This window comes from Picosynechococcus sp. PCC 8807 (assembly GCF_001693295.1).
Lineage (GTDB): Bacteria > Cyanobacteriota > Cyanobacteriia > Cyanobacteriales > MRBY01 > MRBY01.
The window spans coordinates 918,304-931,836 of the sequence record NZ_CP016483.1 but is presented as its reverse complement, the minus strand read 5'-3'; the positions used below and the strand labels follow the sequence as shown (position 1 = coordinate 931,836).

At 50.2% G+C, this 13,533-nt stretch carries 14 protein-coding genes; 5 read left to right on the top strand and 9 right to left on the bottom strand.

Annotation, left to right across the window (positions count from 1 at the left end):
• Nucleotides 1–63 precede the first annotated feature (63 nt).
• The 3 genes from dapB to AWQ24_RS04500 are packed head-to-tail and all read left to right on the top strand — an operon-like array spanning nt 64 to nt 2,456.
• The gene (gene dapB / locus AWQ24_RS04510; RefSeq protein ID WP_065710322.1) at nt 64–891 is read left to right on the top strand and encodes a 4-hydroxy-tetrahydrodipicolinate reductase; all 828 of its coding nucleotides are present in this window, start codon (nt 64–66) and stop codon (nt 889–891) included.
• 14 nt (nt 892–905) lie between these two features.
• Nucleotides 906–1,736 carry a transposase gene (locus AWQ24_RS04505; RefSeq protein ID WP_065716122.1) on the top strand — a complete coding sequence of 277 codons (831 nt, stop codon included), beginning with the start codon at nt 906–908 and terminating at the stop codon, nt 1,734–1,736.
• A 3-nt stretch (nt 1,737–1,739) separates the two neighbouring features.
• Entirely contained in the window at nt 1,740–2,456 is a 717-nt protein-coding gene (locus AWQ24_RS04500; RefSeq protein WP_012306507.1) for a hypothetical protein, read from the top strand.
• 5 nt (nt 2,457–2,461) lie between these two features.
• Here the strand turns inward: AWQ24_RS04500 and AWQ24_RS04495 are convergent, their stop codons facing one another.
• Complete coding sequence (locus AWQ24_RS04495; RefSeq protein WP_030007538.1) at nt 2,462–3,031, bottom strand: nicotinate-nucleotide adenylyltransferase; 570 nt, start codon at nt 3,029–3,031, stop codon at nt 2,462–2,464.
• A gap of 55 nt (nt 3,032–3,086) precedes the next feature.
• Here AWQ24_RS04495 and pgsA point away from each other — a divergent pair, with 55 nt between their 5' ends.
• Nucleotides 3,087–3,623, top strand: coding sequence for a CDP-diacylglycerol--glycerol-3-phosphate 3-phosphatidyltransferase (gene pgsA, locus AWQ24_RS04490; protein WP_065716121.1), 537 nt, complete (start codon nt 3,087–3,089; stop codon nt 3,621–3,623).
• Here the strand turns inward: pgsA and AWQ24_RS04485 are convergent.
• The 5 genes from AWQ24_RS04485 to rsfS all read right to left on the bottom strand — a co-directional run bounded on the left by AWQ24_RS04485 (nt 3,528) and on the right by rsfS (nt 8,609).
• Complete coding sequence (locus AWQ24_RS04485) at nt 3,528–4,907, bottom strand: O-antigen ligase (protein ID WP_232318871.1); 1,380 nt, start codon at nt 4,905–4,907, stop codon at nt 3,528–3,530. The two genes, pgsA and AWQ24_RS04485, sit on opposite strands and share 96 nt — an antisense overlap.
• On the bottom strand, nt 4,895–5,395 hold the full coding sequence (locus tag AWQ24_RS04480; protein ID WP_065716120.1) for a hypothetical protein: 501 nt from the start codon (nt 5,393–5,395) through the stop codon (nt 4,895–4,897). The genes AWQ24_RS04485 and AWQ24_RS04480 overlap by 13 nt, the downstream gene beginning before the upstream one ends.
• Before the next feature lie 45 nt (nt 5,396–5,440).
• On the bottom strand, nt 5,441–6,766 hold the full coding sequence (locus AWQ24_RS04475) for a Mur ligase family protein (protein ID WP_065710317.1): 1,326 nt from the start codon (nt 6,764–6,766) through the stop codon (nt 5,441–5,443).
• A gap of 90 nt (nt 6,767–6,856) precedes the next feature.
• On the bottom strand, nt 6,857–7,699 hold the full coding sequence (locus AWQ24_RS04470) for a pentapeptide repeat-containing protein (RefSeq protein WP_232318870.1): 843 nt from the start codon (nt 7,697–7,699) through the stop codon (nt 6,857–6,859).
• 526 nt (nt 7,700–8,225) lie between these two features.
• Entirely contained in the window at nt 8,226–8,609 is a 384-nt protein-coding gene (gene rsfS / locus AWQ24_RS04465; RefSeq protein ID WP_045442200.1) for a ribosome silencing factor, read from the bottom strand.
• 251 nt (nt 8,610–8,860) lie between these two features.
• Here rsfS and AWQ24_RS04460 point away from each other — a divergent pair, with 251 nt between their 5' ends.
• Nucleotides 8,861–9,925 carry an ABC transporter ATP-binding protein gene (locus AWQ24_RS04460; protein WP_012306499.1) on the top strand — a complete coding sequence of 355 codons (1,065 nt, stop codon included), beginning with the start codon at nt 8,861–8,863 and terminating at the stop codon, nt 9,923–9,925.
• 9 nt (nt 9,926–9,934) lie between these two features.
• Here AWQ24_RS04460 and AWQ24_RS04455 read toward each other — a convergent pair whose 3' ends face one another.
• The 3 genes from AWQ24_RS04455 to AWQ24_RS04445 all read right to left on the bottom strand — a co-directional run bounded on the left by AWQ24_RS04455 (nt 9,935) and on the right by AWQ24_RS04445 (nt 13,427).
• The gene (locus tag AWQ24_RS04455) at nt 9,935–11,344 is read right to left on the bottom strand and encodes a serine/threonine-protein kinase (protein WP_065716118.1); all 1,410 of its coding nucleotides are present in this window, start codon (nt 11,342–11,344) and stop codon (nt 9,935–9,937) included.
• Between the two features lie 68 nt (nt 11,345–11,412).
• A complete protein-coding gene (gene fghA / locus AWQ24_RS04450) occupies nt 11,413–12,258 on the bottom strand; it encodes an S-formylglutathione hydrolase (RefSeq protein ID WP_065717303.1) in 846 nt (281 codons plus the stop codon).
• A 59-nt stretch (nt 12,259–12,317) separates the two neighbouring features.
• The gene (locus tag AWQ24_RS04445; RefSeq protein ID WP_065716117.1) at nt 12,318–13,427 is read right to left on the bottom strand and encodes an S-(hydroxymethyl)glutathione dehydrogenase/class III alcohol dehydrogenase; all 1,110 of its coding nucleotides are present in this window, start codon (nt 13,425–13,427) and stop codon (nt 12,318–12,320) included.
• Between the last annotated feature and the right edge of the window lie 106 nt (nt 13,428–13,533).

Genomic DNA, 13,533 nt, shown 5'->3' with positions numbered 1-13,533 from the left:
TCAATTATTGTGACTTTGGCGATCTTGTGTCAAGCTTTTTAAAAAAGTTTTCTAAGGGAAGTCATGGAAAATATCAACAAAATCCCAGTGGTGATCAACGGTGCCGGTGGCAAAATGGGCCGGGAAGTGGTCAAAGCAGTGGCTGGGGCAGCGGATCTAGAAATTGTCGCTGCTGTGGATAAAAATCCGGCGCTCCTCGGTCAGGATGCAGGGGAAGTTGCGGGCTGTGGTGCGATTGAAGTGCCCATTGTGAATGATTTAGAGGCTTCCCTCGTCATGGCGACCCAGAGCAAAATCCAAGGGGTGATGGTGGACTTTACCCATCCCAGTGGGGTTTATGCCAATACGCGCGCGGCGATCGCCTACGGGGTGCGTCCTGTTGTGGGAACCACAGGATTAAGCGAAGAACAAATCAATGACCTCAAGGAATTTGCCGAAAAAGCCAGCACTGGAGCATTGATTATTCCCAACTTTTCCATTGGCGTCGTCCTCATGCAACAGGCTTCATTACAGGCCGCTAAATATTTCGATCACGTCGAAATCATCGAGCTACACCACAACCAAAAAGCTGATGCCCCCAGCGGCACTGCGATTAAAACGGCGCAGATGTTGGCAGAGCTCGGCAAGCAATTCAATCCTGCTGAAGTAGAGGAAAAAGAAGAAATGCCCGGTGCAAAGGGAGCTGTCACCGAAGATAATATCCGCATCCATAGCGTCCGCCTCCCTGGTTTGATCGCCCACCAGGAAATGATTTTCGGTGCCCCTGGTCAAATCTATACCCTACGCCACGACACCAGCGATCGCTCCTGCTATATGCCCGGTGTACTACTCTCGATTCGCAAAGTAACCGAGTTGAATACCCTTGTTTACGGCTTAGAAAATATCCTGTAGTTCTTGCCAAAATTATGGCTAAATCCGCCGACATTGACAGTAAACGTCTCATTAGTCTCAACCCCGATGCCTGGGTGCAGTGGGTCATGGGGGATCAAACGCTCCAGGCCCAGGAATTTATCGATCCCCAATTCCAGTGGGTCAGCCGTGATAGCGATGTGCTGTTGCGCGTGACCTGTCCCCAAGATGGCGATTTTCTGCTGCTCAACGAATTGCAGTTGCGTTATACCGCCCAGATGCCCCGTCGGATGACGGCCTATGCAGCCCTAGCGCGGGAAAAATTCAACTTGCCCGTTTACCCAGTACTGATCAATATTCTGCCCCCGGCAAGCAAACCCCAGATCCCGACTTCCTACCAAGCGGAGTGTAAAAGGTTGCAAACGAGGCAGGATTATCAGGTGATTAATCTTTGGGAGGTGGAAGCTAATTTGGTTTTGGCCCAATCCCTAACCTCGTTGTTGCCCTTTGTCCCGATTCTTGCCGGGGGCAATGATGAAACCTTAATTCGGGAAGCGGTCTACCAACTCCGTCAAGAGGAACGACTCGATGAATTGGAGCCGCTGTTGGCCTTTTTTGCTAGCTTTGTATTGGAGCTGCCCCTTGTTCAACAAATTATGAGGTGGGATATGACTGTACTTCGGGAATCGCCTTGGTATAACGAAATTCTTAGTCGAGGTCAGCGTCGAGGTCAGCGGGAAAAAGAAATTTCAGTTGTACTTCGTCTTTTACAAAGGAATTTTTCGGTGGAGGAAATTGCCGAAATTGTCGATGATTCTGTTGAAGCGGTGACCAAAATCATTCAGGATCATCAAGGGCGATCGCCACAAGGGGGCACCCAAGATTAACCAATGCTCATTCCCATTACCCAAGAGAAATTTGAACAACTGATTCCCCTGGTCGCCAGCGCCGAGCAATACCAATATTACTGGGGGAAAACCGAAGATTTTTTACGACGCGCCCTAATCTCTTTCATTTTGGTGGTCTTGTTTTATTTACTGGGCCTCTTGCTGCGAGAAACCGATTCCCTGCGGCTCTTGACCCAAATCATTGGTGGTTTGTATTGGTTTTGGTCGCCCATCTACTCAGCCAGTCTGAAAAATGCGGAATATCGGCGGCAAGCCTACTGTTTTTTTTGGCGGGGCAAGATTCTCGATGTTTACCTCACCGAAGAAATTGTCCGTACCCAGGAAGAAGTCGATAAACTTGGTCGTTTGTTGCGGGTCGAAAATCGAGAACGCCGCATTAACTTAGAAGTCGGTGACAAAGAAGGCTATTTGGCCCGCATTCAAGCCCCAGTCGCCCCCATCCATCGCAACCTCAAACCAGGCCAAGCCGTTGAACTGTTGGTGTTATCGAATCAGCGCAATCTCGGCCCCAAACTAAAGGTGACGGATGCCTATGTACCTCGACTTAATCTTTGGGTGGGGCTATATCCCTATTTGCGACGGGATGTGTTTTGGGATGTGCGGGAACAACTGCGGGTACGCTACAGCAAAAATCCCAATAATCCTCCCCCAAGACCCTATCCAAAACGGCGATCGCCTCGACTGATGCGTAATTTTTAAACGACTCAAGAAAGCTCTTGGTATAGATTGTGGGTCTGGATATATTCAGTAACAGCGGGAATAACTGTCTTTTGTTTGCCTTCACTGCGATATTCACTGGAAGAAACCGAGGGTGGCACATAGGTAGCTGTTTCCCAGGAACCCTTGAGGGCTTCTAGTTGTTGGAGTGCTTCTGGTTGGAGAGGGTAGCCCCGGCGGGGAAAAATGAGGAGAGTAACTTGTCGGAGAAGATCCTTGGCTCGGTACCAACGGGGAATTTGACTGACTAGATCAGAGCCAATTACCAAAAAAAATGCTGTTTCTTGACCCCAAATAGTCTGGGCGCGCTGGAGGGTATGTAAACTGCGGCGATCACTGAGGCGTTCATCCACCAGAACGTTGTCGCAACCCAAATCTTCGATCACCAACTGCAACATCGCCGACCGTTGAGCCAAGGATGCCCCATGTTTTTTAAAGGGATTATCAGCAGCCCAAACCGCCACTTGATCGTAATGTTCACTGAGCCAGCGGAGGATCGCTTGGTGGCCCACCGTAGGCGGATCAGCACTGGTACCAAAGAGGGCAACGCGTGTCATGGAAACAGACATTGGTGTGACATGATGGGAGGTTAGGTTGTTCTGAGAAGTTTATATGAATTTACCCACTTGGATCACGGTTTCTCGATTGGCGGGTGTGCCTTTCCTCTTATTTCTGCTAGAAAATCCGACGCCGAGACTACGCCTCATTGCCCTAATTATTTTTCTCGTCGTGGCCCTGACCGATTGGCTGGATGGCTATTTAGCCCGCAAACTGGATCAGGTGACAGATTTAGGCAAATTTCTTGATCCCCTCGTGGATAAACTGCTAGTCACAGCGCCGCTATTATCTTTGGTTCATCTACAACAAATTCCTGCTTGGGGCGTTTTTCTAATTTTGGCGCGGGAACTGACCATTGCTGGCTGGCGCGTCACCGGAGAAAAGAAAATTCAGGGGGCAAATCTCTGGGGAAAGGCGAAAACAGTGACCCAAATTGCGGCGATCGCCTTGTTAATTTACCCAATTACCGCCCAAGGGGAAATATTGGCTTTAGGTTTATTCTGGCTGGCTGTCGCTTTGACTTTGATTTCCGGCCTGATTTACTTGCTGCCCCAAACCCCAGATCGCGCTCAGGAGGAGCCAAGTAAATAAGTTTAAACGCAAATCGAGCACCGTCACATCAAGGGTATTGAACAAAACATAACCGCCAAAAGCCATCAGATAACTAAATAGGAGGAGGCGATCGCCCCGGTCAGATAACTTGTGCCAGGCCAACACTCCCTGGGCATAGAGCCAGCCAATAGTACCGATCAATAAAGCCGCGAAGGGAATGCCAATTTCAGAAGTGAGCATCAGATAAAAATTGTGGGGGTGGCCCAGCCAACGGTTCATCGCCACTTCATAGCTGGGGGTAAAACTGCGGATGCCCCACCCCGTCAAAGGCCGCTGACGAATCATGTCTAGGACAAACTGCCATTGGGTAATGCGGAGATCTTCGATGGCACGGCCCCGGTGCATTTGATCCGATAAACGTCCCCAAAAATAGTAAGGCACAATCTGGCGCAGGGGATCGCGCCAGGGGGTTTGCCCAAAAGATGCGCCGAGAATGGCGGTACCGAAGCCCGTTGCAAAGCCACAAATCCACCACCAACCCACATAAATGGCATAGATAAACAGCCCTAAAAAGGCGATCGCCCAGACATTCCGGGAATTCGTCAAAATCAGGGCAATGCCATCCAGGAGTAGGGTCACGGTGAGATAGAGAAAAATTCGGGACTGCCGTAACTTTCCCCAGGCGAAATCCTTTAACCACAGCCCCACCCCCAATAAAAAAGCCATCAGCAGATAGGCGGCGCAAATGTTGGCATACATGAACGTGGAGGACAACCGCGTGGGGGGATTTCCTTCCCCTGTCAAACCCCAGCCAAACAGTTGCCAAATCAGAGGGGGCGTCCGCCAGCCAAACCAAAGCTCCCCTAAACCTAAAACGGCGATCGCCAAAGAAGGGGCCACAATCAGCCAAGCCAATCGCTCCAAACGCTCCAAGGTATTAAATAGGGTCGAAAAGGCTAGAAAGAACAGGAAAAACGGGACAAAGTTAGCAGCCCCCAACAAAGATTCCAAAGGATAGGGGGCGATCGCCGTTACTCCAAACAACCAAACTGAAATGGCCCCAAAAATCCAAGTCAACGGTTGCTGCCACAACTGCTGTCCGACCTGTTTTAACAGCACAATCATTTGAATCCCCAGACAAGCGACTCCCCAACCAGGGGCAATCGGCAGGAGAATCATCCCCAGTTCTGTTAGGGGTGGTAAATAGTCCAAAGTTGAGGCTGACGAATGTTTGATCATACCGAGGGGAAGGGAGCCACAGCCTTCAAATCCTACCGCACCATCCCACCATTCTTGGATTGCTGGAGATTCTAACCACCCCAAATGCCCCAACTGGTCAAGCCAATGAGACCCAAGCCCAAAGCCCACCAGAGAAATTGGTTATCCTGGGTTTCGATTTGGGACAGATCTTCAAAATCCTCGATGGCCAGTTCTTTGGTTTCCACTTTTTTCTTGCCTTCGACATAGAGCGATTTTGCCGGATCAAGGTTATCTAAGCTGGGAATTTCCGTGAGCCATTCTTTAGGTCGTTCGAGTTTGGGGGCTTCGAGGATATACAGTTGTCGCTGGGCCCGTTGGCTGGTGCTGGCAAAGGGATGGGTCATTAGTTCACGACAGAGGGCGATCGCCTTTTCCCCTTGATTATTGGCCTGGTACGCACTGACAAGCCAGAGTTGTACTTCCCCAGATTCGCGGGAATAAGGAGGTAGATTTGCAACGGTGCGCTGGAAATAGTCGATGCTTTGGCGATATTCCCCCTGAAGAAAAGCATCCTTGCCAGTTTCAAACAAAATTTGCGTCGTGGTATCCATCAAAAAAAACGGTGGCGCTGGAGAGCAGAATTTATTTTTGCTAGCCTACAAAATTTTGCGGCCCGTCAACATTTGGCGCACCTCTAACATCGCTGAATAGGTGGGCAGGATATGGAGGGTTTGCTCGGCTGGACTAAGGGCGATCGCCTGGTCGAGGGCTTTTGTTAAATCCGGTTCCACAATTAATTCGGCAGCCCCTTCGCAATAGCGCAACCGCAGGGCCATGTCGTAGGTGCGATCGCCGCTGATGATAATTTTGCCGGGGGATTGGGTGAGCTTCTCGAGATCCACATCCCAAATCCAGGACACATCGGTGCCGTCAGGGGTGCGGTCATTGAGTACGACGAGGACGGTGCTCGTTTTCCCTTGTTGCTGTAAATCAGTGACGGCGCGGACTGTTTCGTTCATGCCCACGGGATTTTTTGACAACAGAATTCGCACCGATTTTCCTTGGACGGTTAATTCTTCCGCCCGACCAAAGGCCGCTTTAAACGACTGAATCTGTTCGTTGATGATGTCCCGGTGAATGCCCAGGGTTTCCGCCAAGAGAGCGGCGGCAAGGGTGTTGTATTTGTTGTAAACGCCGATGAGGATTTGACCCCAGTCGGGGCTATGGATATCTAAGGGATTTTTGGCAAAGCCGCAACTATCGCAGTGGTAATCGCCGAGGTGAGAGAGGTAAACGCCTTTGTAGGTGAGAGGCGCACCGCAGCGGGGACAATAAATGGAATCGACAGCATGGGGGATGGCCTCTAGGTATAGGTCTGGTTCATTAAGGCCAAAAAATTTCACCGTTTGGCTGAGGTTTTGCCCCAGATCATTGAGGGTCGGGTCGTCGCCATTGACGATAATCGTGGTTTCCGGCGGGAGGGGGGCGATCGCCGTTTGCCAACGCTGACTAATGGTATCGACTTCGCCGTAACGGTCGAGTTGGTCACGGAATAAATTGAGGGCGAGGATATGGGTCGGGGAGCAGGTTTTGAGGAGGATCGGAATAATATTTTCATCCACTTCTAGGATCGCGTAGTCAATGTCGAGCTGGCCGAAAAGATTCGCGTGTTCCAGGAGGGCCGTCGTTAAACCATTGATCAAATTTGCCCCGGTAGCATTGTGGGCGAGCTTATAGCCCTGGGCCGTGAGGATTGCTTTAATCAGCAGAGAAGTCGTGGTTTTACCATTTGTGCCCACCACCAAAATGACGCCTTTTTTCGCCTGTTGGAACAGATCCGGCAGAATCTCTGGAAAAATGCGTCGGGCGATCGCCCCCGGTAAGACACTGCCCGCACTAAGCTTGAGGCCCCGTACCACCGCTGTAATTGTTTTGCCTAAACCACAGGCGATCGCCAACCGTACACTGCGCAAAATAGCCATTCCCTTCGGCTGTCTCCCAGACTGTCTAAGTCCTTAAACATAACAGAACTTGCAGTCCCTGCCTATCTCTGGGCGAGGTCTGACTGACAACTAACCAACCGCCTGGGGTAACCCTTGCCAGCCCCCGTGGGCATCGGGTGAGTGATAGGTCAAATTAGCCAGCACCGGACGATCAATCCCCGGTAAATACGCTAAATTTTCTGGCTCGAGCAGCACATTCCGCAGGTCTGCCCCTTCTAATTTTGCCCCGACGAGCTTCGCGCCCCGCAGATCTGCCTCGACTAAACAGGCGAGCTTTAGATTGGCTTCGACGAGATTACTCCCCTGAAGATTCGCCTGCCGGAGATTAGCGCCATAAAGTTTCGCCCCTGAAAAATTTAGCCCTGCTAAATCCATGCCCAGCAAATTCACATCCCGTAAAAAAGCGCGGCTAAAATTGCCATGGTGTAAATTAGCGTGCTGGAGATCCGCATGGCCTAGGCGTGCTTCCTGGGCATTAACCCAGGCTAAATTTGCCTGATTTAAGTTTGCCTGGCGTAGGTTCACCCGGGCGAGATTCGCGCCACACAAATTAGCCCGCCGGAGATTCCCGCCCCGTAGATTTGTATGGTCTAGGCTGGCCCCACACAAACGCGCTTCGATCAGTTGAGCATTGACCATAAAGGCCCCGTCTAAGGTCGCTTTCGTTAAATCTGTACCAATAAGCTGGGCATCGTTTAGTTTGGCATGGGCGAGGTTTGCCCAATTTAATGCCGCCCCAGACAAATCTGCTTTTAGTAAAAATGTTCGACTCAGATTCGCGCCCATGAGGTTGGCCCCCTGGAAGTTGACGCCAATTAATGCCTCACCCCGGAGATCGGCTCCCTGCAGGTTAATCCCGGCAAAGTTTCGTTCCCCATGTTCGTAGGCGCGTAGTAATTGTTGAACATTCATGGATTTCGACCCACAAAACAAAAAAATAGCGCTAATTCCATGCCATGACTGGACAGAATCATGGTGACAGGCTGCTATTTCAATTCACGTTTATTCTATATCTTAAAAAATTCTTAAAAGGAAATCTCCGGGGCGATCGCCAAAAAAATTCACGAAGATTTTGGGAAACTTAATAACTTTCTCTGGGGTTGGAAATGCCTTAAAAACTGAGATCTACTGTTACATTTCTTCTTAAAGAAATATTGATTTTTCACTAAGCAAAAGTCATCAACAAGCCTTGAAAAATCGTTTTTTAGCTGGGTTTAACTGTAAAGAGATAAAGCCTTTTGTGATTTCTGGGAGGAGAATTAATCGCCCCTCCATCGGAACGTCACGCAGCATTTTTCTGAGAAAATAAATGGCAAGCGTAATATATCGCAACGGCGACTAACGCACCATTGCGATCCTGATCAGAACTAATTTAATTAATTACGAGAAAGAGTCCAGGCTTTTAAAAAGATACCCTTGACGCTTCATCTCAAAAAATCTAAGGAAGGGCAGGCTCAAATTCAATGCGTTCGGCATGGCCCCAGAAGGCTTCGAGGTTATAAAATTCCCGTTCCTGGGGCAGGAAGATGTGTACAATCACTTCGCCATAATCTTGGAGAATCCACATCCCTTCACTTTTGCCCTCCATCCGTAGGGGCACTTTGCCATATTTTGTTTCTAATCTTTCTTCGATGGCATCGGCGATCGCCCGCACCTGAGTCCGCGAGAATCCTGTCACCACAACGAAAAAATCCGCCAGATAGGAAATTTGATCTACCTTCAAAATCGTAATATCTTCGGCTTTCCGGTCATCGGCCGCAGCCGCGATATCCCAGACTAAACGTCCATTTTCATGGGCTTCAAGGGTTTTCGGTAGAGTCATTAACGGTTCTGTTGTGAATATCAATAGAGCAAAAATAATTGTTCTTCTAGCTTACCGTGGAATCTCCCCCACAGCACCCCAGGGAGAACAAAGGCACTTTCCCTCGATTGTGCAAAATATCTTGCCGTTGATCGATCAAACTAAATATTCCTATGTTATGATGCAGCAGTTGAGAATAGTTCTTAATTGATTGGCGATCGCCTCTGGGAATTGTCTCAAGGCCCTGCCATTAGAGTCACCGTTAAACCCCCATGAATGATTCCCCCATCCTACGTGTCGAAAGTCTTTGTAAACGTTTCAGTGCCCAAGATCTACCAGCGGTCAAAGATATTCAGTTTCAACTCAAACAGGGGGAAATTCTCGGACTTTTAGGGCCTTCTGGTTGCGGTAAAACGACGTTACTGCGCTTAATCGCCGGGTTTGAGCAGCCCAGCGCAGGACAAATTATTCTCAATGGCGTACCCGTCAGTACCCCAGAAAATTGCCTTCCCCCAGAGCGGCGGAATACCGGGATGGTTTTCCAAGACTATGCCCTGTTCCCCCACCTCACCATCGCCGATAACATTGCCTTTGGGTTGCGCCACCGTGAACGCAAATTTTCCCGCCAGGAAATTCGCCAACGAATTCAAGAAATTTTGCATTTAGTGGGACTTGCGGGCCTAGAAAAGCGCTATCCCCACGAGCTATCTGGGGGGCAACAGCAACGGATCGCCCTCGCCCGCGCCCTAGCACCCCGTCCTTCATTAATTTTGTTAGATGAACCCCTGAGTAATTTGGATGTGCAGGTGCGCCATCACCTCCGCCATGAGATTCGCCAAATTATTAAAGCGGCGGGAATTTCGGCGATTTTTGTCACCCATGACCAAGAGGAAGCACTGGCCATTTCGGATCGGATTGCGGTGATGCGCCAGGGGAATTTAGAGCAGTTGGGCACACCGGAGGAAATTTATACCCGCCCGGCCTCTCGGTTTGTGGCGGAATTTGTCACCCATGCGAATTTTCTACCAGCCCAGTGGATCGGTGGGGTTTGGCGCACGGAGATCGGTGAATTTAAAGTGGCGATCGCCCCCCCAGAACAGGCCGCCGAGGGAGAATTAATGGTGCGGGAGGAGGAATTGGAATTGATTCCTCAGCCAGAATCCCCGGTAATTGTGAAGGAGCGGCAATTTTTGGGCCGGGAATACCGCTATTGTCTCCAGACAGATTCGGGGAAATGTCTCCATGCCCGCATGGGAGTCAACCAATTGGTTCCCGTCGGGTCGCGGGTCGAAATTAAGATCCAATCGGCAACCCCCCAAGTATTTGCTGCGTCCTAAAAATTTGGGCTAGAGCTTAAAGGAATAGAGAATTTCCCCATCGGGCGATCGCCGGGTTGTGCCGTTAAATTCTTTGGCTCTAGCATCGAGATATTTTTGCGCTTCCTTGCCGGAAAGCTGGGTACTTTGGGCAAAACGGAGTACCGTCACTTCGCCATTGGTTTCGCTGAGGGTTTGGTAGAAATTTTGCCGCAACCAGTCGGAGTCAAATTTTTCTTTCCGGACTTGGCGATTTAACCGCCACAGCATAAATGAACCTGTACCAGCAAAGGGAACCCCGAAAATAATAAAAGCGGCGATCGCCCCTTCGCGGTCCTCCTGGGGAGCATTTTCATTGACCCCTTCCACAAAACCATAGATGGCGATCGGTAGTCCCATAATCAGCAAAGACACCCCAATAAAACGTTGTGCGGCACGAAACAGAAACTTGGCCCAGTGAATTTTTGGGGGAGTAGCGAGGGGCGCTTTTCCTGGAGCGCTTTGACCCAAACCGCCACTCACCACCGTTGCTGGGACTGCTGCTTCCTGCAAATTCGTTTTTTGGAGATTAATAGCTGGCTTGGTGACGGGTTGGGCGGTACCAGTCAGGGACTGAAGCGCAGCTTGAACAGCCATGGCCGATGGGTAGCGACTGCGAAAATCAAAACAAATCATTCGGTCTAGGATCGCTGCCAATTCTGGGCTAACCTGGGCATCCTGACGCCAAAGAATCTCTGCCGTTTGGGGATCTTCGTAGAGTTCGTCGCCACTACGATAACCCATGGGAGGGAGCTTCCCGGTAAGGGCCTGGATAATGATTAAGCCTGTGGCGTAGATATCACTGCTGAGCTTGGGTTTGCCCCGGCCTTGCTCGTTGGCCATATAGCCAGGGGTGCCGATGATAGTGCCGACACGGGTTTGACCCGGAGCATTGATTTGGGTTCCCGCCAGTTCTTTCACGGCGCCGAAATCGATCAGGACAATTTTGCCGTCCTGTTTCCGTCGAATCAGGTTGGCAGGTTTAATATCCCGGTGAATCACGTTTTGGCTGTGAATAAAACTGAGGGGTTCGAGGATACTTTTTAACAGGGCGATCGCATAGGCTTCACTAAGTTTTTTGCCGACGGTGATTTCCCGCTCGAGACTATGGCCTTCAACAAAATCCTGAACCAGGAAAAATTCTTGATTGATTTCAAAATAGGCGAGCAAGTGGGGAATTTGATCATGGTCTCCCAGGCGATTGAGCAGTTGGGCTTCCGCTTCAAAAAGCCGCCGCGCCACCTTCAGGGCTTCGGGATCAGAAAAACTGGGTTTAAACTGCTTAACGACACAGGGCTTGTTGAACTGTTTGATGTCCTCGGCGATAAAGGTTTGCCCAAAGCCTCCCGCCGCCAAGGATTTGACGATGCGATAGCGGCCATCGAGTAACTGCCCAATCATAATCTCTGTAACGCTTGGCTCACACCTAAACTGATGTTCCCATTATGGAACAGGTTCGGCGAAAACATTTAGCCAATCAGGAATTGGGCGTGGTGCCGGATATGGTCAAGCATAAAAGTGGCGATGAAAAAATAGCTGTGGTCATAGCCGTCTTGGTAGCGGAGGGTGAGGGGTTGACCGACTTTTTCACAGGCGATCGCCAATTTTTCTGTCAGTAATTGTTTCTCCAAAAAACCATCGGCGCTGCCTTGATCCACCAGGATTGGGTACTTTAAAGGGCCATTTTTTTGTAAGAGAGCCGTCGCATCATAATTTTCCCAGAGGGTTTTATCCGTGCCCAGATAAGCAGTAAACGCTTTTTCTCCCCAGGGGCATTGGCTCGGCGCAACAATCGGCGCAAAGGCAGACACCGACTGGTAGAAATCAGGCTGCCGGAGAGCACAAATTAAAGCTCCATGACCCCCCATGGAATGGCCAAAAATTCCCCGTTTCGCCGTCACGGAAAAGTTCGCTTCAATGAGTTTGGGCAGTTCCTCGGTGATGTAACTGTACATTTGGTAATGGTTTGCCCAGGGCTGTTGGGTTGCATCCACATAGAAACCGGCGCCACTGCCAAGATCCCAATCTTTATCCTCGTCGGCGATGCCCGTATTGCGAGGGCTAGTATCGGGGGCCACGAGCATTAAGCCATAGTCTGCGGCATATTTTTGAGCGCCTGCCTTCGTGGTGAAATTTTCCTCAGTACAGGTCAAACCTGATAAGTAATAGAGGGTTGGTACGGGTCGAGTTTCGGCTTGGGGCGGCACAAATACCGCAAAATTCATCGGTACACCGCACGCCTCAGAATCGTGCTGGTAATACTGCACTTTGCCGCCAAAACAGAGGGTTTCTTTCGTTAAAACAAGGTTTGTCATCGTTAATTTGATCGTGCTATGGGGGCTTACCATGGTAAACCCCTACCAATTTTGATGACCTAAAAGGTGACCACGCTGCGGATGGATTCCCCGGCGTGCATCAGGTCAAAGGCTTCATTAATCCTTTCAAGGGGCATGGTGTGGGTAATCAAATCATCGATGTTGATTTTGCCTTCCATGTACCAATCGACAATTTTCGGCACATCGGTACGGCCCCTCGCGCCCCCGAAGGCTGTTCCTTTCCAGACACGCCCCGTCACCAACTGGAAGGGTCGGGTACTAATTTCTTGGCCTGCGCCTGCTACCCCAACGATGGTAGAAACACCCCAACCTTTATGGCAGCTTTCCAACGCCTGGCGCATCACCTCCACATTGCCGATACATTCAAAGGTATAGTCCGCACCGCCTTTTGTTAAATCCACTAAGTAGGGCACGAGATCACCCTCGACTTCCTTGGGATTGACGAAATGGGTCATACCAAATTTTTCGGCGATCGCCTTTTTATCGTCGTTAATATCGACGCCGACAATCATATCTGCCCCCACCATGCGACAGCCTTGGATCACGTTTAGGCCAATGCCCCCCAAGCCGAAGACAATTACCTTTGACCCCACTTCAACTTTCGCCGTATTGATCACCGCCCCGATCCCCGTGGTGACACCGCAGCCGATGTAGCAGACCTTATCAAAGGGGGCATCTTCGCGGATTTTTGCCAGGGAAATTTCTGGCACCACGGTGTAGTTAGCAAAGGTGGAGGTGCCCATGTAGTGAAACAGCGGCTTACCATTAATCGAAAAACGTCCGGTACCATCGGGCATCACGCCCCGGCCTTGGGTAAGTCGGATTGCCTGACAGAGATTTGTTTTAAAACTGAGGCAATATTCGCACTCGCGGCATTCTGGCACATAGAGGGGAATAACGTGATCGCCCGGTTTCAGACTTTTAACATCCGGCCCCACTTCAACCACAACCCCAGCCCCCTCATGGCCCAGGATCGCCGGAAAGAGTCCCTCTGGATCGGCCCCAGATAAAGTGTAGGCATCGGTATGACAAACCCCCGTCGCCTTGATTTCTACCAGCACTTCTCCAGCTTTGGGGGGTTCGAGTTGGACGGTTTCTACCTTGAGGGGTTCTTTTGCTGCATAGGCGATCGCCGCTTTCACATCCATGGGGTCAATCCTTAAATTTTGGTTTTAGTCGTTACTATTCTAAAGACAAATACCGGGGGCACAGATTTTTGCTAAATCTAGAGGTTCATCGGCAAACACAAGGCTT